The organism is Dictyoglomus thermophilum H-6-12 (genome assembly GCF_000020965.1).
GTDB lineage: Bacteria > Dictyoglomota > Dictyoglomia > Dictyoglomales > Dictyoglomaceae > Dictyoglomus > Dictyoglomus thermophilum.
Window position 1 is genome coordinate 508,048 of sequence record NC_011297.1, and the last position, 23,681, is coordinate 531,728.

Genomic DNA, 23,681 nt, shown 5'->3' on the forward strand with positions numbered 1-23,681 from the left:
AATATTCTCCTAAGTTTCTACTTGTTAGCATAATTTAAACTTTGGAGTTTGTAAAGATGGTAATATATGCCTCTCTTTTTTATTAGTTCTTGATGATTTCCTTTTTCTACAATTCTTCCTTTATGCATTACATATATGGTGTCTACTTTTTTGATTGTGGAGAGCCTATGAGCAATTATGATACTTGTTCTACCTTGAATTACTTTCTCAATGGCATCCTGTATGAGTTTTTCTGTTTGTGTGTCTATATTAGCAGTGGCTTCATCAAGGATGAGGATTTTAGGGTCAAAGACAAGGGCTCTTGCAAAAGCAATAAGCTGACGTTGTCCAGCAGAAAGGGTTGCACCTCTTTCTTGTACAGGTGTGTAGTAACCTTGAGGAAGTTCTCTTATAAATTTATCAGCATTTACTAATTTTGCTGCTTCTATTACTTTTTCTTCCGGGATGTCATCTCTATTAAGCCTAATATTTTCTAAGATGGTGGTTGCGAATAAGTGTACATCTTGTAATACAACACTTATTTGTCTTCTTAGGTCACGTAAGTCAATATCCTTTATGTTTATACCATCTATTAGAATCTCTCCCTTTTGTACATCGTAGAATCTTGTAATAAGGTTGATTATAGAAGTTTTTCCTGCACCTGTGGCTCCTACAAAAGCTACTTTTTCTCCTGGCTCTATCTTGAAAGATAGGTCTTTTAAGACCCATTCTTTATCATAGGCAAACCACACATTTTTAAATTCTATTTCTCCCCTTAGGTTGTTTAATCTGATAGGATTTGGAGGAGAGTCTATAGTTATTTTTTCATCTCTTAAAAGGAAGATTCTTTCTGCAGATGCCATAGCATCCTGTAATATATCATATTTTTCTGCTAAATCCTGTATGGGCTGGAAAAAGCTACCAAGATAAGATAAGAAGAGAAATATAGTTCCAAAGGACATTTGATTATTCATAATTTGCCATCCACCAAAGAATATTAAAAAGGCAGAAACAATACTACCCAGAGCACTCACTGCTGGTCTGAAAATTGCATTTACGAAAACATTTCTTAGTTGTGCTTCTAATAATTTATTATTTATCTCTTTGAATTCTTTTTCGTTTTCTTTTTCTCTTGCAAAGACTTGGGTTACTCTTACTCCGTTTATATGCTCTGCTAAATAGGCGTTTAGTCTTGCAAGTCTTATTCTAAAATTACGGTAAGCTTCCCTTGCATATTTTCTAAATATGAAACTTATATATCCCACTATAGGGAGTGAGACAATACATATCAAAGCTAGTTTCCAGTTTATTATGAGCATTACTATTGAAAGTCCTAAAATTAAGAATATGTCTACCACAAAACTTGTGATTACTGAGTTATACATTTGTTGAAGAGTTTCGATGTCGTTAGTAACTCGGGTGACAAGTCTTCCTACTGGATTTTTGTCAAAAAAACTTAAGGGAAGTTTGAGTATGTGTTCAAAGAGTTCTTTGCGCATATCGAAAATAATTTTTTGCGAGGTAAGGTTTAATATATAAACTTGGGCATATGTTAATATAAAGATAAGAATTAAGATTAAGAAATAATTTAATGCCGATTTTTTAAGATTATTGATATCTTTAAATCTTACGATAGTCCTATCTTTTAAGCTTAATTTATTTAAATCTTCAAGTAATATGTATTTTTTGCCCTCAAAGTTTTTTATTATCCCATTATATCTTTGTAGAAGGTCTATGGGGATCTTCTCATCTATATAATAGACTCTTATTTCCTTACCATTTATGGAAAGAGTTTTTATAGGGTTTATACTTTTGTCTATAGAGTTTTTAATTATATAAGGATTTACAAGTTTTAATAAGGTTATAAGGATAATGAGCACAAGAGCAAGAATAAGATAGCGCAGATAAGGTTTTGCATATTTTAGTAATCTTCGCATTATTCTTGAATCATAAGCTTTTCCTAATATTTCCTCTTCAGGATAATAATTCATCTTCCTCCCTCTCTAACTCTGATTCTATTTTTTGCTGTTCAAATAATTCGGCATAAAATCCTCTAAGCCTCATTAACTTATTGTGGTCTCCTCTTTCTATGATTTTTCCATCTTTTAACACAATGATCTCATCTGCTTCTTGAATTACTGAAAGTCTCTGAGCAATTATTATTAAGGCTTTATCTTGTCTTAATTCTAAGAGATTTTCAAGAATTTGTTTCTCAGTTTTTGAGTCTACTGCAGACAATGCATCATCTAAAATGAGGATAGGAGGATTTATGGCTAAAGCTCTTGCAATAGCAATTCTTTGTTTTTGACCTCCAGAGAGGGTTACTCCTCTTTCTCCTACAATAGTATTTATGCCATCGGGAAATTCTTTTAGGTCTTCTTCTAAGGCTACAAGTTTGATGAGCTTGTATATTTCTTCATCACTTAGGTCTGGCTTTGCAAACCTTATGTTGTTGGCAATAGTATCAGAGAACAAAAAGCTATCTTGGGGGACAAATCCTATATTTTTTCTGAGATAGTATAGGGATAAATTTTTAATTGGGATATCATCAATGAGAATTTCTCCTTTTTGGATATCAAATAGTCTAGGTATAAGGCTTACGAGACTTGTTTTTCCCGAGCCAACAGGACCTGTTATTCCTAAGAATTTCCCTGGTTTAACCTCAAGGGAGATGTCTTCAAAAACCCATTTTGTACTTTTTGGGTATTTAAAATATACATTCTTAAAAGTTATATAACCTTCTAATCTTTCTCTCTTTATAGAATTAGGAGAATCTTTTATATCAGGAACCTCATCGAGTACCTCATTTATTCTCTCAAGAGATGCCTTACCTCTTTGGAAATTATTGACTACCCATCCAAGGGCATTCATAGGCCAGATAAGGAGACCTAAATATGAGTTAAAAGCAATGAAGTCACCAAGGCTTATATTTCCTCTTATTACTTCTAAGCCTCCAAATAAAAAGACAAATAAAACAGAGAATCCTGCTAATAGTTCAATGGTTGGAAACATAAATCCCCATGCCTTAACTAAGTTAATATTTTTATTTAATAAATCTTGGGCTCTTTCTACAAATTTTTTAAGTTCTGCTTCTTCTTGTACGTAAGCTTTGACTACTCTTATTCCAGCTATGGTCTCTTCTGCTTTGTCAGTTAATTTTGCAAAACTATCTTGTACAAGTCTAAACCTTCTATGGGTTATTTTCCCAAAGAAAGTTATTGTTAACGTAATTAGAGGAAGGGGAATAGCAATATAAAGGGTGAGCTTGGGACTTATACTTAGTAGAAAGAAGATAGAAAGAGTTCCAAGAAAGATTGTATCTAATAGCATAACTATTCCAAAAGCAAACATTTCTCTTACAGCTCCTAAGTCATTTGTAGCAAGAGCCATTAGTTCTCCTGTTTTTTTGTAATTAAAAAAGTTTAGAGAAAGAGTTTGTAAATGAGTAAAATACTTTTCTCGAATTTGCGCTTCTAATCTTCTTGCTGTGGCAAGAATTTGCATTCTCCAGAAAAAACGAAATATGGCAGTTAGTATTGCTAAAAGTAATAATGCAATAAATACTAACAGTAAACTCTTAAAGGTTAAGGTTCCTTTGTTAAGATAATCTACACCCCAACCGATTAATTTTGGGGATATAAGTTGGAAGATATCGGTAAGGAGTAGGAAAAATGCTCCTGTGATATATTTCCATTTATACTGCCATAATAGCTTTTTAATATGTCTGAACAATGGTTTATTCATAACAATAAATAATTTTATAGCTAATTGTTTTTTTTGTAAACAAGGATTATAAAAAGTTTTGTCTAAAAATTTAAAAAATGAAGGAGAGGGGTTTTCTTTCCCTCTCCTTCATTCGGGGGCTTTTATTGGTTCATAAGGATCCTAAGGGGGATCAAGGGGAGTTCTACATAAACATTTTCTTCTTCATCTTCACTACTTACCCATTTAGACAATATATCTTCTTGTTTTGTTCCAGGGGGAACTATCATATCTATAATGTTAGGATCTCCATAGAAGTCGTCTCCACCACCAAATCTCCATTGTTTTGCTTCTTCTTCTACCTCTCTTACTCTCCAACTTCCAGGTCTGGGGTATCCTTCTTGCCCACATAATATTACAAGGATTTTCCAATCTGGGGTTACAGGACCTAAATATTTTTCAGGCACTGATATTGTTATGGTTCTTTCTATGGGGTCTGCAGTTAATTGAACAACTCCTTTTATTTCTTTTAATTGTACTTCTCCCTTTTCATCTAACGCTGGAACTACTAATTCTTGAATCCATCCCTCAGCCCATATTGCTTTATTCCATCCTTCTGGGATATTGGCCTGCCTTCCTGGTAATGCTTGATAATAATATGGCCCTTCTTTACCATCGTTTATGTATATATCTATGGTTTGAACTGACACTCCTGTAGGAGATCCCCATGGATTTTCTAAATCTCCTCTAATTTTAACTTTGAATACAATATCGTCCTTGCTTTTACCCATTTCTACATGAATTATGTCAAAGACTCCAGGTTTAAACACAGGAGCTGTTGGATAAACAACCTTGCCCCATCCATAATCATCTCCTGTTGGATCATCAATGGAGAAATATGTAATATCTAATTTTTTCTCAGGCACAGTTAGATATATAGGCGCATAATATGGAACTACATCTTCTGGTTCTTCTTTTCCAAATACCACATTGATTGCTATTCGATCTCTCCCTTGAACTTTGAGTTCTTTAAAAGGTACACCTATTTCCACATATTTCTCAGAAATCCCTGCTTTTAATGTAGATTGTTGTTTCCAGGAGTTGTTGCCTAAGGCTTGATTTAGAATGGCCTCTAATTCTCCTGTAGAATTAATTTTAGAGAAGTCAATTAGGACTTCGTATGCTATTCCGTATCCTAAAGTTTTGTTTCCATTTCTAGGATATAGGTTATATTCCTTTTGATTAGGATTGGAGAAGTATATGGCAAGGTAGTAGGGTTTTCCAAAATAATCTTTGAAATTAGTCTTTGATTCTACTAAGAAGTATACATTGTCATTATCTAATCCTAAATACAATTTCTCTATAAAGTCTGCAGGTTTTACGGAAAGTCCTGTCCCTTTTTTAGCAAGATAAATAGCAGCATTTTTCCACTCATCTTCTGGATTAATTAAGCCATCAATATTAGGTGTGAATTTTGCTTGTATATTTTGTAATGGTTTTTCTTCACCTATTTTTACTATTGGGAGGAAAAGTTCTTGGGGGATATCTTTGCCGATTAATTTGTAAACATTTATAAGATGTTTTCTAAAGAGTTCGTCAAAGGCAAGATCATTTGTAGAATCTTGATCATCTCCATACCACCAGAACCAGTCGCTACCTTCTGCTGCATATAGCTCAAACCATGCTTTTTCAATATTGTTTCTTAAAGAATCTGGATTTAATACAGGAGAGATGGTTTTTCTCTGTTTTAAGGTTTCATATATTAATTCTGTTCTTGCCTTGTCTAAAAGTTCCCATGCTTTGTTTTCTTCTTGTTCTCCTACCCAAGTGAGGAAGGTTCCATCAAGCCATGATCCTGCATGGAGTTTTTCTATCTTTTTAATTGGAGGGAACTTGTTTAAATAATCTGTTAATCTTACAGTTTCAATGTATGGGCTATCAGTAAGTAATTTATATAGGGTGTGGAGAAATTCTTTTCCATCATTTTCGTAATATTCCCAACAGTTCTCACCATCGAGAATTACCGTCACAAGATATGGTTTATTATCGTCTTTTACTTTTTCATAGATACTCTCTAATCGATTAACAAAATCTTTAGCTGCGTTTTCTCCTTTCATTCCGCTATAAACAAAACCGATTTTATCCGAGAGATTTTTGTCTCTAAATACCATGTATACTTTTTTTCCTTGTTCCTCTACTACATATGGTTGGTAAAGGATATCAGTATTTACCACATTACCTCTCGAGTCTCTGATAATAGGAGTATTAAGAGATTTTGCAAGTACATCTTCATCGCTTGCCATCCACATAAATCCAGCACTACTTACTATGGGTATGATATCTTGGCTTACTGATCCTTCTGAAGGCCAGAGACCCTTGGGATTACTCTTGAAGAACTTTTTGTAGTAATTTACAGCCATAGAAAGCTGAGAAGATGCATCATCGGCATAATTTATTGTAGCGTTAGGTAAGGCTATGTCTTGTACTGCAATCTTAGCAGATTTTATATCTACTAAGAGAGGTAATATGGGATGGAAGAAAGGTGTAGTAGTTACTTCTATTTGTTTGTTTTTCTGTAATTCTGCGTATAGTGGAATAATCTTTGACATTATTTCATATTGTTTATTTATAACTATTTTTTTATCCTCTTCTGTAAAATCTCTGCCTTTTTCTATAAGTCTTGAAAGATCCTTATCATACTTTTGGAAATCAGGATCAAACCATGCTAAATTGAACCATACTTGTAAATCTCTAAAGTCCTGAGTAGTAAAGGTTTGAATTGCTTTTGCTATTATTGTATCATCTATAGACTGACCTCTCTTATTCAAAAGTTCCCAATATCTGGGGAATCTCTTAATTATTCTATCCCAGTTAACGTCAAAGAATCTTCTCAGTATAAATTCCTTATCTTCTAAAGTAAGTTGATCAGCTGGTTTCTCTGTAAGAAGTAGATACTTATCTTTTATACCCTTTTTTGTATATAGTTCTAATTGATATAGTAGGGAAGGTACCATATTGAAATTAGCCTTTACTTGTGGGTAATTTTTTAAGATGTAGGCCATGTCGTAGTAGTCTTTTATGGCATGCATTCTTACCCAAGGAAGAATATTTAGATTTTGTTCGGGATCATAATATAGGGGTTGGTGGTTGTGCCATATGATGGCTAAATATAGTGGTTTTGCGACCTTTTGTACCTTAGGATTGTAAACATTTATAGGTATATCTTGAGAAAAACTTAAGGAGATTAGAGAAATTATTAGGAAAAGAAGAGAAAATATTAAGATCTTCTTCGTACTCTTCATGAGAACCCACCTCTACTTTACATAGATAAAGGGTACTTGAGCATACACATTCTTCTCAAATTTAGCATCACTCTTATATTTACTTAAAATCTCAAATTGGTTTATATCCTCGTAATCTAATAGGTCTATAATATTAGGATCTCCATAAAAGTCATCACCACCGCTAAATCTCCATTGTTGAGCTGTAGATAAGACCTCTCTGATCCTACAAGACACAGGGTCCTGGGTTGGGAATCCCTCTTGTCCCATGATGAAAACTTGAAATCCCCAACCTTTTTGGAAGTTGTCACCAAGGGTCTTCTTAGGTACAGGTATGGTTATGGTATTGCCATCGACAGTTACTCCTTTAGAGGGGAAGACACAATACTTATACATTTCAGGAGCTGCATTTTTTACAGAACTTTTTAGCTCTGTAGGCCAACCTTCTACGAGTATGGCTAAATCCCATGCACTTTCCGGTGTGGTTTGGGCTCTTACACCTGGGATAAAATCCCTGAATCCTGAATCTTTCTTATGATCCTTATCAATATATATATGGATCGTTTGTAAGGAAATTCCTAATGGACTTCCCCAAGGATTCTCTATAGGTACTCTGAAGGAGATCTTGAAATATACATTATCATTATCGGCATCTATTACTACTTTTGTCATATCAAAAGTACCAGATTTAAAAACTGGGTCTGTAGGATAGGTGTATGTTCCAGGCCCCTTGTCGTCGTTTACAGGATCGTTGAATATAAGAGGATATTTTACAGGTTCAGCAAAAACAATAGTGGAAAGAAGTATTAAGGAAATTAAAATTAATAACTTTTTCATTTTATAGCCCTCCTTGAATCTTTTTAAGGGGGGAGAATTCTCCCCCCCTTTTAATTTTTTAGAAATCAAAAGAAATTTTTGCTCCTATTTGTTTTACAAAGTCGGTTACAGAACCTTCTTCTGATGGAGCATTACCAAAGTAGAGAGAAGCATTGTTAAGTTCAAGAGCTAGATAGTAGGTATTATGAGTTGTGCTACTATCTTTAAGAAGTTGAGATATTGCTCTAAGATTTACATTCTTAGCTAAGTTATAGAGAGCGTTTAAGTACAGGTATGATTTGCTTGCTGAATAATTCCCAGCTAAGTAGACATTTAATTTATCGAAGGTGGTTGAAAGATTTCCATAAATTTCTGTATTTCCTCCGATTGGTTGATATAACTTTCCATAAATTGAGAGATTTTGTAAAGGTACAAAGGTTGTTTCAAGAGTAATGTTAGTGGAACTATTACTATCTACTGTTGAATTGGCCACTGTTCCCTTAACAGTTAGGTTCTTATTTACTACATATGTTACTATACCTTTTAGATTAGTAGTTTTTTGGTTTATATTTTCTCTATTTATTAGTTCTACAATTGGTTCAAAGGATAAATTGGAAAGTGGGGTAATTACGGAACCAAGCTTAAAGTATGTACCATAAGATCCACTTTCTCCAGGAATAAGTTGAGTTTGATCAGTTTTGAACCAGTTAAATTGATTGATATAACCTCCATCAACTTTTTTGGCTGTGCCGTAAATTTTTACAACAGGTGTTAGCTGAGTTGAAAAGTCACCATATAGGACCATTCCACCTTCAGAGCCAGTATCAAAGGAGCCCTTGCCGTATATTCCTTCTGCTTTTACGTCTACATTGGCTAATTTTCCAGTTACATCTACTCCGAATAAACTCTTTCCTTGGTTAGCAACACCCCAATTAGCACCCATTGCTGTAAATCCAAGAGTTAGGTTTTGAAATGCTCTTTTTAATCTTAAGTAAGAGATTTGATCTGACGAATTAATACCTGCTAAGAAGTTTGTATCAAATACTTTTCCAGAAACTTCAATTCCATTTCCCCATATCCATGAAGATCCAGGAAGATCACCAGGCTTATTCAAAAGCAATGGATCATCAAAAGGAGTTGCATTTTCCTTGTAATATACTCTTAAGTTTAGAAGGGAGCTTTTAACAGTGAGATGTGCCTTTTGTACCTCCACAATTCCAGGACCAAAAAGATCGCTATAATTGGGATATAAATGAAGTTCAAAATAACTTTCTAAGAAGCTTGAAGGTTCTGCTTTTACTCTAAAATAGGTGTTCCAATAATCTAAATTTACTGGACCTAACGTGTTAGAGTAGTTTCCATTTGAGTCTTTTAAGAACTCGCTGTGGACTCCAATTTCGCTGTAGCCATAAAATGTAACTCCTTGAGCGTAGGCAAAAGAAACTATAAAGATGAGGATCAAACTTAGTAACAATACTTTTTTCATTTTTAATACCCCCTTTAATTTTTTAGCAATCTTAGGAACAGAAATTAACTTGAATTAGTTATTAATTCTTCTCAGCATTTACTGCTCTTATCACCTCCTAAACACGTGTTAATTTTAATTTATAAAAATTACACGTGTTAGTTTTAATAATATTTTAAAAAAGAGTTTTTTAATTTGTCAAGGATATTTTTAAAACAGTCTTAAATTGTTTTAAAATCCTTTAATCTTATCTCAATTACTTTTTGAGAAACCTGAAAAATACTTGATATCTTCTGATAGGGTAGGTTTAAATATCTCTTAAGAAAGAAATCAGGAAGAAGCAGGGAGGCGGCAAAAGTGTTAGCTTCTTTTTCAAGCTTAGGGTTTTTACTTATTGGATAATCAAAATAAATTTGTTTATTTGAATGGTGAAGTAAAAAGTGGCCAAGTTCGTGGGCAATAGTGAATCTTTGTCTTAAAGGATTATCTCTTTTATTGATGAGTATCATAGGGTGATCATTATGGTTATACAATATACCAGAAATTTGTGAGGGTAGTTCTTGGAAGTGTACTTCTACCCCTAATCCATAAGCAATAATTTCAGGTTTTATGGGAGGTTTTTTTATATAAAAAAGGGATAATAGATCTTTAATCAGTTCTTCGTACACCTTTTTTACTCTCCAAGGATTTAATAAGTTGAATTATCATTCTTCTCTCATCTTCATCTAAGGAGGTCTTTGTCCTTAGAAAAGTCTCTATGGTTTCATCATTATCTTCGGAGAAGAAGTATGAAGTAGGAAGATTAAAGGCTTTTGCTATTCTTTCTAAAGCTTTTAAAGAGGGATTCTTAAGACCTCTTTCGATTAAGGAGATGTAGGATAAGGAAAGACCTGTTTTTTCTGCCAGATCTTCTAATTTCATATTATGTTTTTTTCTGGTTTCTCTTATCCTCTTCCCCACATTCATACTTAATATTTTATTATCAATTTGTCATTTTGTTAATAATAGGGGGACATTTGATAAAATGTCCCCCCTTGTCTTTAATTATAAGAGACTTTCATCACTTTCTACTAATATTTTAAGAATTCTAATTGCATTTTCCACATCATTTATATCAATCATCTCATGGGGTGAATGCACATATCTTGTAGGTATGGAGAGAGTTCCAGCTGGAATACCTTCTCCTGTTCTTTGGAGTGCAGCAGCGTTGGTACCCCCACGAAGTAGAATTTCAATTTGATAGGGTATACCATTTTTCTCTGCTATATTTTTGAGTTTTTCCACTATTCTTCTATCACTAATAGAAGCACTATCTTTTATTTTGATAGCAGGTCCCTTCCCTAGCTCAAGGGACATTCTCTTTGGGCCTTTAGGAGTGTCAGAATGGGCAGTTACATCAATGGCTATAGCAAGATCAGGTTTTATGTCAAAGGCAACTACGCTTGCTCCTACAAGTCCAATTTCTTCTTGAATGGAGAAAGTACCGTAGAGAGTGTAATAAGGGTTTGATCTTTTAAAAACTTCAATTATTATGGCGCATCCTATTCTATCATCCATAGCTTTTGAGACCAATCTTTCTCCCAGATCTTTAAAATTTGCAGAGTATACACCAAAGGTTCCAGGAGGAACAAGCTTTTCAGCTTCCTCTCTGCTTTTAGCTCCAATGTCTACAAATATCTTATCAAAATCAAGATTTTTAATGTTTTTGGAGAGCTCTTCTAAAGTTTCTCCTTCTACTCCTACAAATCCTTCTGCCTGAGGAAAAGCTATACTGCTTCCTAATAAATTATAAGGAGAAACTCCTCCAATAGGTTCTATTCTAATAAATCCTTTTTCATCAATATAAGTTGCAAGAACACCAATTTCATCCATATGGGCATCAAGGAGTATTTTCCCATCTTTTTTACCTTTTTTCCAAACGATTAGATTTCCAAGTTTGTCTATCTCATACCCGTCAATATATCCTTTTAATTCTTCCAGGATTGCATTTCTTATGTTATCCTCTCTACCACTGGGAGATTTGATTTCCGTTAACTTTTTGATAAGCTCTTTCATTCTATAAGACCTCCTTTGTGAGTATTAAAGAAAGAAGCTTAAAAGTATTCCGATAGTCGTTGATATTTAACACACATATAGGGGAATGAATATATCTTGATGGAATAGAAATAACCAAGGAAGGAGTACCTGTAGTTATGGCAATTCTTGCAGCATCAGTGCCTCCTGCGGTTCTCCTCTTTATCTGGTAAGGAATTTTATTTTCTTCGGCTACTTTTACGGCAAAATTAAAAAGCCTTTCATCATTTACATAGCCTCTGTGAGCAGGCGTGATAACTGGACCTTTGCCTAACTCTGAAGATCTTCTAGCTTCTGGAAACTCAGGATTATCTCCAGAGGTGGTTGTTTCTACCACAATTGCGAGGTCAGGTTTTATCTTGAAAGCACAGGGTCCAGATCCTCTTAATCCTGTCTCCTCTTGGATTACAAAAGCGAAGAAGGTGTCGTAGTATAAATCTAAATCTTTAAGTATTAAGTCTATCAATAGGGAACATCCCCCTCTATCATCTAAAGCCTTTCCAGATATCCATTCTCCATGTATCATAGCATTGGGTGCAAAGCTAACAAAGTCTCCTATTTTTACTTTTGCCTCAGCTTCTTGTTTTTTTGTGGCTCCAATATCTACTTTGATGTTTTCAAAAGATACCTTTTCATATCCTTCCATAAGATGAATAGGTTTTGAACCTATAACTCCTAATATTTGTTTTTCTCCTATAACTACTTTTTTACCTAACACTACCCTAGGGTCAATAGATCCTAATGGTAGTATACTTAGTTTTCCATCTTCTTCTATGTTGCTTACTATAAAACCAACCTCATCCATATGAGCTGAAATCATGAGTTTTTTGTTTACTTTGCCTTTTTTAAAGGCTATAAGGTTCCCTAATTTGTCTACTTCAATCTGGTCTACTTTGTCTTTTATCTTCTCTTTAATAAATTCTCTTACCTTTCCCTCAAAGCCAGAAACTCCTGGTATATCTGATAGCTCCTTTAAAAACAATTTCATTCACCTCCTCTTGCAAGGAAAAAGCTTAAAAGTCTTGCTGTCTCTTCGATGTCTCTTATATTTACTACCTCGTATGGGGTGTGCATATATCTTAAGGGAATTGAGATAAGTAAGGTGGAAATTCCTTCTCTTGCTATTTGTATACTATCGGTATCAGTACTGCTATGATTGCCATTGGGCTCTATTTGGTAGTTTACTGAAAGTTTTTCAGCCAAATTTTTGATTTTATTGAAATAGTCATAATCTATCATTGGTCCTATGTCTAATACTGGTCCTTTTCCCGTTTCGATTTTAGGATAAGAGGGTCTTTGAATATCTCCATGGGTTACATCTAAGACTATGGCAAGCTCAGGGTTTATTTGATAGGAAGCATTTATAGCTCCAGATACTCCATCCTCTTCTCTTACAGAAAAGACAAAATAAATATCTCCACTCACTATAAACTGGTTTAATAATTCAAGGGTATAAAGAAGAGCTGTACAACTTGCTCTATTGTCCAAAGCTTTTCCTGCAATATATTTTTCATTTAATTCAAAAGCTTCCGAGTCAAAGGTAGCGAGATCTCCTATTTGAACTTTATCTGCTTTTTCTACTATATCTATGAAAAGATCATCAAAGGTAATATTTTTTTGTCTTATTTCTTCGGTCTGTAGATGGGGTTCTAACATGCCAACCACTCCGTAAGAAATGCCTTCTTTAGTGTGAATTCTTAATCTTTGAGATATTACTACTTTAGGATCTACTCCACCAAAGGTATGAATGCGAAAATAATTTCCGAATTCCTTTTTTGTTATTACAAAAGCAATTTCATCGGTGTGGGCGAAAAGAGCTATTCTTTTACCTTTACCTGGTCTTCTTACTATGAGGTTGCCGTGTTTGTCTATGTTTGTCTCCACATCAGCTATTTTTTTTGCAACATTTTCAATATATTCCAAGACTAGTTGTTCGTATCCTGAGGGGCCATCAAGATTTGATAGATTTTTCAGAACTTCTTTAATTTCCACCATGGAGCCTCCTTTCTTCTTTAAAAGTATACTTTGATTATACTATGGGTGTGTTAAACTTTAGTAGCTTAATTTATGGAGGTGTTATTATGGATAAAAAGGAATTTGTAATAGAGGTTTTAAAGAGACTAAGAACTCTTTATGAACCTAAAATTGCACTAAATTTTTCCAATCCATGGGAGCTTCTTGTAGCTACCATACTTTCGGCACAGACTACCGATGAGAGGGTAAATATGGTTACAGAGAAGCTCTTTAAAAAGTATAAAACGCCTGAGGATTATTTAAAGGTCCCTTTGGAAGAGTTAGAGCAAGATATTAAGTCTATTAATTACTATAGAACAAAGGCTAAAAATATTAGGGCTTGTGCCCAAATAATTCTTGAGAAATATGGTGGTAAGGTGCCCGATACTATGGAAGAACTTCTGAAGCTTCCAGGAGTTGCTAGAAAAACTGCAAATGTTGTTCTTTCTGCAGGGTATGGTAAGAATGAGGGTATAGTGGTAGATACTCATGTAGATAGGCTTTCTAAAAGATTTAATTTAAGTAAGGAAAAAAATAGGGATAAATTGGAACAAGACTTGATGAAGATTGTGCCGAGGGAAGAATGGGCAAATTTTTCTTATCTTTTAATTCATCACGGAAGAAATGTATGTAAGGCTAAGAATCCCAAATGTGATGAATGTATTTTAAATGATATATGTCCATCGGCATTTATCAAATAAGAGGGGAGATTTTATCTCCCCTCTTCTAAATTTTTAACGGGATAAGGTGTTGTGGACCATCTCTAAGAGGTCTCTTATGGCAAGACCTTGAGGACATTTAGTCTCGCATTCTCCACACTTCTTACAATTTTCAGCTCTTTCTTCAGGCTTCATAGCATAATTATATTCCCATCTTGGTGCACCCCAGTCGTCATATCTTATACCTTCGTTGTAAATATAAAAGTTTCTTGGTATATCTACTCCATAGGGACAAGGCATACAATACCTGCATTGAGTACAATCTATGGCCTTTCTTCCTAAGAAGGCAAGTCTTAGTTTTTCTATTAGTTCAAGGTCTTCTTTAGATAAGATATTTACTTCTGCTTTATCTGCAATTTCTAAGTTTTCCTTAACTTGCTCTAAAGTACTCATTCCAGAAAGTGCAAGGGAAACTTCTTTGTGATTCCAAACCCAAAGTAAGGCCCATTCTACAGGAGATCTTTTTATAGGATATTTTTCTATAAGCTCCATTACGTCCTTTGGGGGCCTTGCAAGTCTACCTCCTCTTAAAGGTTCCATCACCACGACTCCTATTCCCTTTTTACCTGCATATTCTAAGCCTTCTCTTCCTGCCTGGTAATCTATATCCATGTAGTTATATTGGATCTGGCAGAAATCCCAGTCATGGGCATCAATTATTTTTTTGAAGGTTTCCAAGTCATCATGGAAAGAAAAACCAAAATATCTGATAAGGCCTTTTTCTTTCATCTTTTCTCCCCATTCGATGGCTCCAAGATTATATATCTTTTGCCAGCTATCTTTGTTTAGAGCATGGAGGAGATAGAAATCTATATGATCAGTATCTAGTTTTTTGAGTTGTTCATTTAATAGCCTATCCATATCTTCTTTTTTGTTTACAAGCCATACAGGAAGTTTTGTGGCCAGGTAAGTTTTATCTCTGTAGCCATCTTTTAATGCCTTTCCAACTACAATCTCGCTTTGTCCCCCATGATAACCATAAGCTGTATCTACATAGTTTACTCCATGATCAATAGCATATCTTATCATTTCAATGGCTTTAGGCTCATCAATTTGGGACTCTGTTCCTAATGTGGGAAGTCTCATTGCACCAAATCCAAGTACGGAAACGGTTACGTCAAGTTTTCCCATTTTTCTGTACTTCATTTTTTATCCCTCCTTATTTTATAGAAAATTTTAGATTGAATATTGGTACAGGTGAACTAAAAAAGTAAATATTTTTTACAATTTCAAATTTTACTACATCATATTTAAATTGTAAAATATAATCAATAATAAAAATTTTGGGGGATCACAAGATGATAGCTGCTGTTTGGAGAGGTGGAAAGATATCTTTAGAAGAATTACCTAATCCTGTTATTAAAAAAGAAGATGAAGTTATCATAAAAGTTCTTGCTTCAGGTATATGTGGTACTGATCTTCATGTGTTTTCTGGTAAAGCCTATGGTAAAGATGGGGTAATAAGAGGGCATGAGTTTTCAGGAAGGGTAGTGGAAATAGGAAAGGATGTAAAAGGAATAAAGGTAGGAGATTTGGTTGCTGTTGATCCCAATATAACATGCGGTCATTGTTACTTTTGTAAAAGGGGAGAAATAAATCTTTGTGAAAATCTTGTTGCTTTAGGCGTAGATATTAATGGGGGATTTGCAGAATATTGTGTGGTGCCATACAAGCAATTATATGTTTTTTCAGAAAAGATATCTCCAATAGAAGGAGCAATGATGGAGCCTGTGGCATGTGCTCTTCATGGTATTGAAAGGTTAAATGTCGGGCCAGGAGATACAGTGCTTATTGTGGGAGGAGGAGCTTTAGGTCTGGTATTGTTACAACTTGCTAAGCTTTCTGGAGCTTCTAAAGTTTTCTTAGTGGAAAAAGTGGAGTGGAAGAGAAAGATAGCAAAAGATCTTGGGGCTGATATTGTTATAGATCCTTTGAAAGAGAATGTGGAAGAGATTGTTAAAGAGAATACTTATGGAAGAGGAGCTGATGTGGGTATCGAAGCTGTAGGAAAGACGGAAACAGTAAAGACTGTTTTAGGTAGTGTAAGGAGAGGTGGAAAAGTTTTGATCTTTGGTGTATCTTCTCCTGAGGATTTACTTAGCATTTCTCCTTATGATATATATTTTAGGGAATTAACAATTATGGGATCTTTTGTAAATCCCTTTACTAATTCAAGAGCTTTATCTCTCATTGAGGAGGGAAAAATAGACGTAAAAAAGATTGTTTCTCATAGATTTTCTATAGAAAAGATAGATGAAGCCATTAAAGTAGGACTTTCAGGGGATGCCTTGAGGGTTATAATAAATTTCTGAAGAGGTGATTTAGGAATGGTATTTGATATTATATGTGCAATTACCGTGTTGGGGCTTGCTTTAAAGGGTATAAAGGAAGTATTTTTTAATAGGCTTGCTTTAATTGTAGCTTTGATAATAGCTTTTACTTTTTCTTCTGTGCTTATGCCTATTTATGTGAAATATGTGAGGCTTCCAATAAATCTTTCCTCTAATATCTCAAGTTTTGTGTTAACCTTTGTGTTGGCGTATCTTCTTTTAACTCTTCCAGGTTTTTTTCTTAAGGTAGCAGTTGGGGGTTTTGTGCTTATAATAATTTATGGTGTTATTTTGAATTTTATTCCCATGGGATATCAAAAAATGATCGTCGAAAATTCTTATATCTATTCCCTTATAAAGCCTATAATTGGATTTATATTAATGCTTTTTAGGTTTTTAAAAATTGTTAGATGAGAATCTTCGCAGTTTCCGATCTTCATCTGGATTATTTGAGAATTAAAAAGGGACTTAAAGTTTCTGAAGAGAGAGAACTGCTAAAAACTCTTTTAAATGTTGTATTGGATAAAAATATTGACATCTTTATTTTTGCTGGAGATATTTCTGCCAAAATTTGGGAGGTAGAATTATTTTTAGAAGTGTTTAGTAGCTTCTCAGGAGTAAAGGTTTTTGTTCCGGGAAATCATGATATTTGGAAAGAAGGAGAAATTACCAGTGATCAAAAATATTACAAAATTCTTCCCAAACTCTGTAAAGAATATGGTTTTGCCTATTTGCCTTTTGAGCCTATTAAGCTTAATGATTTAGTAATTGTTGGCACTATGGGATGGTATGACTATTCTTTTGGAGATAGCTATTATGATAAAAGTGATTTTGATAGGGGAGAGTATGGGGGAATTAAATGGCGAGAGGTTTATTGGGGACTTGCAAGGTTTTGTAATAATGGAAAAATACTTAGTAACGAGGAAGTTTATAATTTAATATATGATGAATTTAAACATCATCTTTTAAAGATAGAAAAGGGCAAAGATAAAATTGTTGTAAGTCATTTTATACCTTTTGAGGAAATTTTATTTATCAAGAATTTCTTTTCTGCTTATCTTGGTAGTAAGAAGTTCGGAGAGATTATTTTGGAACATGGAATTAACAAAGTTATATGTGGACATGAACATAGAAGTGGCATTTTCAGTGTTAACGGCATAACCATATATAAGCCTACTGTAGGATATGCAGAATCTACAGAATCTTTACTTTCAAGATATGATCAAAATTCTATACTAATAGAATTATCAGACAATCACAGGTTTTGTGTGATATAATTCTAAGGCTTTGTATATAGCTCCATAAACTACTGTTTTAGGATATAAGGCTGAAGGTATGATTTTAACAGGAATTGGAAGATAGTATTCTATGGTTGGTTTTATTTTTCTCATAAGGATGTTTAAAAACTTACCCACTATGCCACCTACTATTATAACTTCAGGATCAATTACACTTACTATGTTTACTATAGCCTTTCCGAGATATTCTCCTACCTTGTCAATTAAAACTTTTATCTCGTCCACTTTGTCATAATCATCAAATATTCTCTCTAAAAGGGTATACTTGGAATCAAATGATTTTGCTTTTTCGATGATTCTTGCTCCTGAAACAACCCATTCTAAGGCACCTAAAGGAGTGTATTCTACTCCTGGGAAGTTTTCGTGATGATTATCTACTACCATATATGCAACTTCTCCTGCAAATTTATTACTCCCCTCATAAAGTTTTCCATCTATAACGATGCCTGCCCCAACTCCAGTACTTAAGTTTAAGTAAACAATATTTTTAAGCCCTTTTCCAGCTCCTTTCCACATCTCTCCCATTACACCCATATTTACATCATTCTCTAAAATCACCTGTGTTCCTGGGAAGCCTTCTTTTACCAAATTTTGAAGAGGAGCATGATTCCATTCAGGCAAGTTAGGGGCAAAGATTAATTTTCCTTCTTCTATAATACCTGCAATTCCTAAGGCAATTATCTTTAAATTTTTTTCTTCCACATTGTTTTCTTTTAGAAATTCCTTCATTATGTTAATGAAATTTTCGGGTTTCATCATGTTTTTTTGTCTTAATTCATTAAGAGATAATACCTTTTCGTATAGTATCTCTCCACACAAATCTGATAAGGCAAAGCGCATAATAGAACCCTCAATATCTCCTGCAAGAAAGTAACCATGTCTTGCATTGTACTTTAAAAGAATTCCTTTTCTGCCTTTGGAACTTTTTCCTTTTCCTACTTCGATTACAAGACCTTCTTTTAAAAGATCTTTTATATGAGTAGATACCGTAGGACGGCTTAATCCTAATCTTCTTGCAATTTCCGCTCTTGATATAGGACCCTCCTCTCTTAATAACTTTAAAATCTGTCCTTTGTTAACTTCATCTATTAATTGAGGTCTTCCTATTTTCATCGCTTTTTCTCCCCACTTATAAAATTTTTAAAAAAAGTTTTTAAAATAAAGATATAACGAAAGATAATTTTTGTCAATAAAAAATAAACACACCCTTAAAATTTCAGATTTTTACTTATTTTTATTTGTTAAGTTTGACTTTTTGTTGAAAAAAGTCTATAATTTTTTATAAATTCATACTTAAAAAGTATAAAATGCCCATTAAGGTAGCTGTAGGAATGAGTGGTGGTGTTGATAGTTCTACTACTGCATACCTTCTTAAAAAAGAAGGGTATGAAGTTATTGGTTTGACCATGAATATTGCTTATTCTGATTCTATTAAGGATGCCGAGAAAATTGCAAAATATCTTAATATACCTCATTTTTATGTGGATCTTAGGAAAGAATTTGAAGAACAGATAATAAAATATTTTATAGATTCCTATAAGAGCGGTTATACCCCTAATCCTTGTACTTTTTGCAATAGGATAATAAAATTTGGACTTTTGCTTAAAAAAGCTCAAGAGTTGGGAGCAGAATATCTTGCAACGGGACACTACGTAAGGAAGGTTTGGGATGAGGAGAAGAAGGTATTTTTGTTGAAAAGAGCTAAAGATCTCAAAAAAGATCAGTCTTATTTTTTAGCCTATCTTACTCAGGAGCAGATTGAAAAATCGCTCTTTCCTTTAGGAGATTTAACGAAAAATGAAGTTAGGAAATTAGCCGAAGAGATAGGGCTTTTTGTTTCTGACAAGGAAGAAAGTCAGGACATCTGCTTTTTACCAGATAGAGATTATAGGAAATTTTTGAGTAGGTATCTTGTGGAAAAGAAGGGAAAAATTATTACAGAAGATGGTGTAGAAGTAGGTTATCATGATGGAGTTTTTTCTTTTACTATAGGGCAGAGAAGGGGATTGAGAGTGGCTTTGGGAAAACCAGTATATGTAAAAAAGATAATCCCAGAAGAAGGGATTGTGGTTGTAGCAGATAGAGAAAAGATTTTCTCAAGAGAGGTATATGCAAAGAATGTAAATTATCCTTCGGGAATGCCAAGAGAAAAGGAATTAGAAGTCAAGGCAATGATAAGGTATAATATGGAGCCTCAGCCTGCTCTTTTAAAGATTCTTTCTGAGAAAGAAATTTATTTAACTTTTGAAGAACCCCAGTGGGCTATAACTCCGGGTCAAATATTAGTCTGTTACAAAGATGATTACGTATTATGTGGTGGGGTAATTGAGGAGAAAGAAAATTGAACTTGAAAAGTAGTTTCTTTTAGGGACGTATTTTGACCCTATTCCTTTTTATAATCTTACTTAGAAATTTTAGGGGAGGTGATACCCTTGAAAAAGAGAAGTTTTTTAACTTTTTTCCTTTTTTTTCTCTTTTATTTTTCTCATCTTACTACAAGCAACTTTAGCCCAAAGCAGTAGATCATGGAGTTTATCCGATGAGGAAATTAAAGATGCTTTAGATACTGCTAAGAGATACAAAAATGATCTTTCCCCAATTGTTCGGGATTATATTCTCTCTTATGGATCATATGAGCCAACCATTATGATAGTTACCCCATATTTAGGCTTAGTAATAAATGTTGAGAGAATATTATAAAAAATATATGGAACCTGCTAAAGATTATATCGAAAATACTTCGAAGCTTTATGAGGAAAGATTATTTGTAGCAGCGCAAATTTATGGAGATAGAATAGATTTTGCTAAAGATTATCATTGTGTAATAAAAATTGGAGAAAAAATAGTACAACCTATAGAGAACGAAAGTCTTAAAAAAGATGTGGCAGAACTTACTGACAAATGGCCCTACTCTCCTGCTTATAAAGCAACTAATCTTTATGTTTTTCCTACTTCAGAGATATTAAGAGACGCCAAAGTAGAGATTATCCTTATTGGAGATGAAGAATATATATTCAAAGCAGATCTTTCAAAATTAAAGTAAATATTTTTAAAAGGGGGAAAGATTTTTTTCTTTCCCCCTTATATTAACATTTCTGTATAAGGTTATTAAAAATTTTTTACTTTTACGGGAAAGACAAGATTTTCGTAAAAAATATTTTATATTGGCTAGTTCACATTAAGAAAGATGTAAGTATTGTTTTCTCATAGTTGAAAAATATTTCTGGTTTTATTTTTTCATTTCTTTTATTCTCCGTTAACCTCTCAGTGCTTAAAAAATTACTTTGCTAAGTCTCCCTTTTATTTACTTCCCCCTTCTTCTAAATTTCCAAAGAACATGATATATATAGATCAAATTATCTTAAGAAAGGAGGATAATATATGTATTATAAAAAACTTATAGGTAAAAGATGTTATTTGTCACCTATTGATATAGAAGATTGCCAGAAATATACAAGATGGGTAAATGATATGGAGGTAGTTATTGGACTTACTATAGCATCAAATTTATATACAGAGCAAAAGGAGAGAGAAGTTCTAGAAAGACTTTCAAAATCTGATTATAATTTTGCCATTGTGGATTTAGAAAGAGAGGAGTTAATTGGAAATATTGGTTTTGTTAATTTGGATTTAATAAATAAAGTGGGAGAGTTGGGGATATTTATTGGTAATAAAGATTATTGGGGAAAGGGATATGGGATGGAAGCAATACAACTTCTTTTGGACTTTGGGTTTAACATGTTAAATCTTCATAATGTATATCTTAGAGTATTTTCTTTCAATAAACCTGCAATAAATTGTTATAAGAAGATAGGATTTAAAGAAGTTGGTAGAATAAGGGAGGCAAAGCAAATAGCAGGAGAGATATGATATTATTATTATGGATATATTGGAGAACGAGTATAAATCAATTTATATTAAGGATTTAGTAGAAAAGAAAAAGCAATACTAACTCCTAATTAGCTTAAAGGGCTTTTTTCTTCTTTCTTTGTCCATTTTTCTTTTTAAAGATCTAAATAAAGCCAAGAAAGAGGAATACTTTATATATACTCCTAAATATCCATCTTTTCTCTCTTCTTCTATTTTTTTCTTAAAAAGTTAACAATTCTTTCTATTTCCTTTTACTGTATAGCAGTTGAGAAGAAGGACTTTGAATATATCTTAGAACTATAGAGAGATTTTGTATTCCATCAAACTCTTAAATTTGAAAAATTTTTCTTTTTGTATTATAATTTATTCCACAATTTAAGATAGTGATCTATTAAAGGCTGTGAACAGGAGGAGTAGCTCCCAAGCGGGATCCAGAGAGGCCGGGTGAGGTGGAAGCCGGCTATCTGCGCGGGGAGTGAATGGGCCTGGGAGCCGCATACTGAAAGGGAAGATGATATTCTTCCCGAGTAAGCTATGCCGGAGTAGCCACCGTTATCAAGGCGAAGGGTATCGGAGGCGAGGATGACCTCCCGTACCTGAGAACGAGATGGGCATTGTAGCCCAAGAAAGGTGGCACCGCGAGAGTAAACCCTCTCGCCCTTTTAAAAGGGCGAGAGGGTTTTTTATTTATGGGCTTTTTGAAATTTTTCTCAAGGGAGGTGGTCCCAATTGTGGAAAAAGTTTTATCAACCAAAACATACGTACCGATAATTTATGATTTTCCAGGAGATTTTGAGACTCCGTCAAGTTTGTTATTTAAGGTAAAAGATGAAGATTTTTTGTTTCTTTTGGAAAGTGCGGAGGGGGGAGAGAGGATTGGTAGATACTCTTTTATAAGCTGGAAGCCTAAGGAAGTATTAACTTTTGAGAATAATGTAGATTTTGATATTTTAACTTATCTTTCTCGTAGATTTCCTGTAATAAATGTAAAAGATGGGAAGAATCTTCCGAGGTTTGTTGGAGGTTTGGTTGGATACTTTGGTTATGATTTAGTAAGGCAGTGGGAAAAACTTCCTGATTTAACCTATGATCCTATAGGTTTTCCTCTTGCGGAATTTCAACTTGTAGATTTTTTAGTAGTTTTTGACCATCTTAAGAGGAGAATAAGTGTAATTTTTCTCATACCTGAGGAAGAGAGAGAAGATCCTGAAATAAAAGAAAGGATAGAAGAAAAACTCTCTGAGATCAAGAATGTATTTAAGAAACCAGTGGATAATATCTATAAAGCAAATGACATAGCTAATACACGTATAGAAAATTTGACTTCACAGGAAGAATATGAAGAAAATGTTAGAAAAGCAATAGAGTATATTAAGGCGGGAGAGATATTTCAAGTAGTTTATTCTCAAAGGTTTTACACCAGGTATGAAGCTGACCCTTATCTTCTCTATAGGGCTTTAAGGTTTGTAAATCCTTCTCCATATATGTTCTTTTTAAAATTTAAGGACAGATATCTTATAGGCTCATCTCCTGAAGCTCTTGTGAAGGTGGAGGCTGGAAAAGCAGAGATAAGGCCGATTGCGGGAACCAGAAGAAGAGGTAAGGATGAAGAGGAAGATATGGCTCTTGAGAAGGAGCTTCTTGGGGATGAGAAGGAAAGAGCTGAGCATACTATGCTTCTTGATCTTGCAAGAAATGATCTTGGAAGGGTTGCAAAGATTGGGACTGTAAAATGTGAAGATTTGATGCATGTGGAGAGATATTCTCATGTAATGCATTTGGTAAGTACAGTTACTTGTGAGGTTAGGGAAGATATTCATCCTTTTGAAGTTTTAAGAGCTTCTTTTCCTGCAGGTACAGTTTCTGGGGCTCCCAAGGTTAGAGCTATGGAGATAATAGAAGAACTTGAAAAATACCGTAGGGGACCATACGCGGGAGGAGTTGGTTATTTCTCTTTTAATGGTAATTTGGATACCTGTATAACCATAAGGACCTATTTTTTGAAAGGTCAGGATTTATTCATACAAACAGGGGCTGGTATTGTTTACGACTCTATTCCTGAGAGGGAATATAAAGAATGCATAAACAAGGCAAAGGCTCTTTTTGAAGCTATAAAGATTGTGGGGGATATTTAA

General features: G+C 33.9%; 20 protein-coding genes and 1 other annotated feature. Of the genes, 8 read left to right on the forward strand and 12 right to left on the reverse strand.

The window, feature by feature from the left end:
• Window positions 1-17 precede the first annotated feature (17 nt).
• From DICTH_RS02405 to DICTH_RS02450, 10 genes are all read right to left on the reverse strand, one after another.
• On the reverse strand, window positions 18-1,970 hold the full coding sequence (locus tag DICTH_RS02405) for an ABC transporter ATP-binding protein (protein ID WP_012548358.1): 1,953 nt from the start codon (window positions 1,968-1,970) through the stop codon (window positions 18-20).
• Entirely contained in the window at window positions 1,954-3,723 is a 1,770-nt protein-coding gene (locus DICTH_RS02410) for an ABC transporter ATP-binding protein (protein WP_012547477.1), read from the reverse strand. The genes DICTH_RS02405 and DICTH_RS02410 overlap by 17 nt, the downstream gene beginning before the upstream one ends.
• 122 nt (window positions 3,724-3,845) lie before the next feature.
• Window positions 3,846-6,983 (reverse strand): glucodextranase DOMON-like domain-containing protein, encoded by a 3,138-nt coding sequence (locus DICTH_RS02415; RefSeq protein WP_012548128.1) that lies wholly within the window; start codon window positions 6,981-6,983, stop codon window positions 3,846-3,848.
• A 12-nt stretch (window positions 6,984-6,995) separates the two neighbouring features.
• Window positions 6,996-7,799: a glucodextranase DOMON-like domain-containing protein gene (locus DICTH_RS02420; RefSeq protein WP_143707862.1), complete on the reverse strand. Its 804-nt coding sequence runs from the start codon at window positions 7,797-7,799 to the stop codon at window positions 6,996-6,998.
• Between the two features lie 58 nt (window positions 7,800-7,857).
• The gene (locus DICTH_RS02425) at window positions 7,858-9,264 is read right to left on the reverse strand and encodes a hypothetical protein (RefSeq protein ID WP_012547932.1); all 1,407 of its coding nucleotides are present in this window, start codon (window positions 9,262-9,264) and stop codon (window positions 7,858-7,860) included.
• A gap of 200 nt (window positions 9,265-9,464) precedes the next feature.
• Window positions 9,465-9,911, reverse strand: a complete 447-nt coding sequence (locus DICTH_RS02430; protein WP_012548771.1) for an ImmA/IrrE family metallo-endopeptidase — start codon at window positions 9,909-9,911, stop codon at window positions 9,465-9,467.
• Window positions 9,892-10,209, reverse strand: coding sequence for a helix-turn-helix domain-containing protein (locus DICTH_RS02435; RefSeq protein WP_012547611.1), 318 nt, complete (start codon window positions 10,207-10,209; stop codon window positions 9,892-9,894). Before DICTH_RS02435 ends, DICTH_RS02430 begins: the two co-directional genes overlap by 20 nt.
• A gap of 78 nt (window positions 10,210-10,287) precedes the next feature.
• Entirely contained in the window at window positions 10,288-11,298 is a 1,011-nt protein-coding gene (locus tag DICTH_RS02440) for a M42 family metallopeptidase (RefSeq protein ID WP_012548718.1), read from the reverse strand.
• A gap of 1 nt (window position 11,299) precedes the next feature.
• Window positions 11,300-12,304: a M42 family metallopeptidase gene (locus DICTH_RS02445; RefSeq protein ID WP_012547621.1), complete on the reverse strand. Its 1,005-nt coding sequence runs from the start codon at window positions 12,302-12,304 to the stop codon at window positions 11,300-11,302.
• Complete coding sequence (locus DICTH_RS02450) at window positions 12,301-13,311, reverse strand: M28 family peptidase (RefSeq protein ID WP_012548319.1); 1,011 nt, start codon at window positions 13,309-13,311, stop codon at window positions 12,301-12,303. Before DICTH_RS02450 ends, DICTH_RS02445 begins: the two co-directional genes overlap by 4 nt.
• A gap of 86 nt (window positions 13,312-13,397) precedes the next feature.
• On the opposite strand from DICTH_RS02450, the gene nth reads away from it, so the two are divergent.
• Window positions 13,398-14,030: an endonuclease III gene (gene nth / locus DICTH_RS02455; protein ID WP_012547740.1), complete on the forward strand. Its 633-nt coding sequence runs from the start codon at window positions 13,398-13,400 to the stop codon at window positions 14,028-14,030.
• A gap of 33 nt (window positions 14,031-14,063) precedes the next feature.
• On the opposite strand, the gene DICTH_RS02460 is transcribed toward nth, so the two are convergent.
• On the reverse strand, window positions 14,064-15,194 hold the full coding sequence (locus DICTH_RS02460; RefSeq protein ID WP_012548027.1) for an aldo/keto reductase: 1,131 nt from the start codon (window positions 15,192-15,194) through the stop codon (window positions 14,064-14,066).
• A 152-nt stretch (window positions 15,195-15,346) separates the two neighbouring features.
• On the opposite strand from DICTH_RS02460, the gene DICTH_RS02465 reads away from it, so the two are divergent.
• The 3 genes from DICTH_RS02465 to DICTH_RS02475 are packed head-to-tail and all read left to right on the forward strand — an operon-like array spanning window position 15,347 to window position 17,655.
• Window positions 15,347-16,360, forward strand: a complete 1,014-nt coding sequence (locus DICTH_RS02465; RefSeq protein ID WP_012547293.1) for a zinc-dependent alcohol dehydrogenase family protein — start codon at window positions 15,347-15,349, stop codon at window positions 16,358-16,360.
• Between the two features lie 15 nt (window positions 16,361-16,375).
• Window positions 16,376-16,792, forward strand: coding sequence for a hypothetical protein (locus DICTH_RS02470; RefSeq protein WP_012548488.1), 417 nt, complete (start codon window positions 16,376-16,378; stop codon window positions 16,790-16,792).
• Window positions 16,789-17,655 (forward strand): metallophosphoesterase, encoded by an 867-nt coding sequence (locus DICTH_RS02475; protein WP_012547348.1) that lies wholly within the window; start codon window positions 16,789-16,791, stop codon window positions 17,653-17,655. Before DICTH_RS02470 ends, DICTH_RS02475 begins: the two co-directional genes overlap by 4 nt.
• Here the strand turns inward: DICTH_RS02475 and DICTH_RS02480 are convergent.
• Window positions 17,626-18,789: an ROK family transcriptional regulator gene (locus DICTH_RS02480; protein WP_012547362.1), complete on the reverse strand. Its 1,164-nt coding sequence runs from the start codon at window positions 18,787-18,789 to the stop codon at window positions 17,626-17,628. The two genes, DICTH_RS02475 and DICTH_RS02480, sit on opposite strands and share 30 nt — an antisense overlap.
• 194 nt (window positions 18,790-18,983) lie before the next feature.
• Between DICTH_RS02480 and mnmA the strand changes: the two genes are divergently transcribed.
• From mnmA to trpE, 4 genes are all read left to right on the forward strand, one after another.
• Window positions 18,984-20,021: a tRNA 2-thiouridine(34) synthase MnmA gene (gene mnmA / locus DICTH_RS02485; RefSeq protein ID WP_012548110.1), complete on the forward strand. Its 1,038-nt coding sequence runs from the start codon at window positions 18,984-18,986 to the stop codon at window positions 20,019-20,021.
• Between the two features lie 335 nt (window positions 20,022-20,356).
• The gene (locus DICTH_RS02490; protein ID WP_012547836.1) at window positions 20,357-20,719 is read left to right on the forward strand and encodes a hypothetical protein; all 363 of its coding nucleotides are present in this window, start codon (window positions 20,357-20,359) and stop codon (window positions 20,717-20,719) included.
• A 338-nt stretch (window positions 20,720-21,057) separates the two neighbouring features.
• Entirely contained in the window at window positions 21,058-21,546 is a 489-nt protein-coding gene (locus DICTH_RS02495; protein WP_012548070.1) for a GNAT family N-acetyltransferase, read from the forward strand.
• 391 nt (window positions 21,547-21,937) lie between these two features.
• Window positions 21,938-22,211 (forward strand) — a binding site (T-box leader).
• Window positions 22,212-22,235: 24 nt separating this feature from the next.
• Window positions 22,236-23,681 (forward strand): anthranilate synthase component I, encoded by a 1,446-nt coding sequence (gene trpE / locus DICTH_RS02500; protein ID WP_012546984.1) that lies wholly within the window; start codon window positions 22,236-22,238, stop codon window positions 23,679-23,681.

Coding starts and splice junctions, on each gene's coding strand:
- DICTH_RS02405 (WP_012548358.1), bottom strand. CDS start 1,970: ATGAATTATTATCCTGAAGAGGAAATATTAGGAAAAGCTTATGATTCA.
- DICTH_RS02410 (WP_012547477.1), bottom strand. CDS start 3,723: ATGAATAAACCATTGTTCAGACATATTAAAAAGCTATTATGGCAGTAT.
- DICTH_RS02415 (WP_012548128.1), bottom strand. CDS start 6,983: ATGAAGAGTACGAAGAAGATCTTAATATTTTCTCTTCTTTTCCTAATA.
- DICTH_RS02420 (WP_143707862.1), bottom strand. CDS start 7,799: ATGAAAAAGTTATTAATTTTAATTTCCTTAATACTTCTTTCCACTATT.
- DICTH_RS02425 (WP_012547932.1), bottom strand. CDS start 9,264: ATGAAAAAAGTATTGTTACTAAGTTTGATCCTCATCTTTATAGTTTCT.
- DICTH_RS02435 (WP_012547611.1), bottom strand. CDS start 10,209: ATGAATGTGGGGAAGAGGATAAGAGAAACCAGAAAAAAACATAATATG.
- DICTH_RS02440 (WP_012548718.1), bottom strand. CDS start 11,298: ATGAAAGAGCTTATCAAAAAGTTAACGGAAATCAAATCTCCCAGTGGT.
- DICTH_RS02445 (WP_012547621.1), bottom strand. CDS start 12,304: ATGAAATTGTTTTTAAAGGAGCTATCAGATATACCAGGAGTTTCTGGC.
- DICTH_RS02450 (WP_012548319.1), bottom strand. CDS start 13,311: ATGGTGGAAATTAAAGAAGTTCTGAAAAATCTATCAAATCTTGATGGC.
- nth (WP_012547740.1), top strand. CDS start 13,398: ATGGATAAAAAGGAATTTGTAATAGAGGTTTTAAAGAGACTAAGAACT.
- DICTH_RS02460 (WP_012548027.1), bottom strand. CDS start 15,194: ATGAAGTACAGAAAAATGGGAAAACTTGACGTAACCGTTTCCGTACTT.
- DICTH_RS02465 (WP_012547293.1), top strand. CDS start 15,347: ATGATAGCTGCTGTTTGGAGAGGTGGAAAGATATCTTTAGAAGAATTA.
- DICTH_RS02470 (WP_012548488.1), top strand. CDS start 16,376: ATGGTATTTGATATTATATGTGCAATTACCGTGTTGGGGCTTGCTTTA.
- DICTH_RS02475 (WP_012547348.1), top strand. CDS start 16,789: ATGAGAATCTTCGCAGTTTCCGATCTTCATCTGGATTATTTGAGAATT.
- DICTH_RS02480 (WP_012547362.1), bottom strand. CDS start 18,789: ATGAAAATAGGAAGACCTCAATTAATAGATGAAGTTAACAAAGGACAG.
- mnmA (WP_012548110.1), top strand. CDS start 18,984: ATGCCCATTAAGGTAGCTGTAGGAATGAGTGGTGGTGTTGATAGTTCT.
- DICTH_RS02490 (WP_012547836.1), top strand. CDS start 20,357: ATGTTGAGAGAATATTATAAAAAATATATGGAACCTGCTAAAGATTAT.
- DICTH_RS02495 (WP_012548070.1), top strand. CDS start 21,058: ATGTATTATAAAAAACTTATAGGTAAAAGATGTTATTTGTCACCTATT.
- trpE (WP_012546984.1), top strand. CDS start 22,236: ATGGGCTTTTTGAAATTTTTCTCAAGGGAGGTGGTCCCAATTGTGGAA.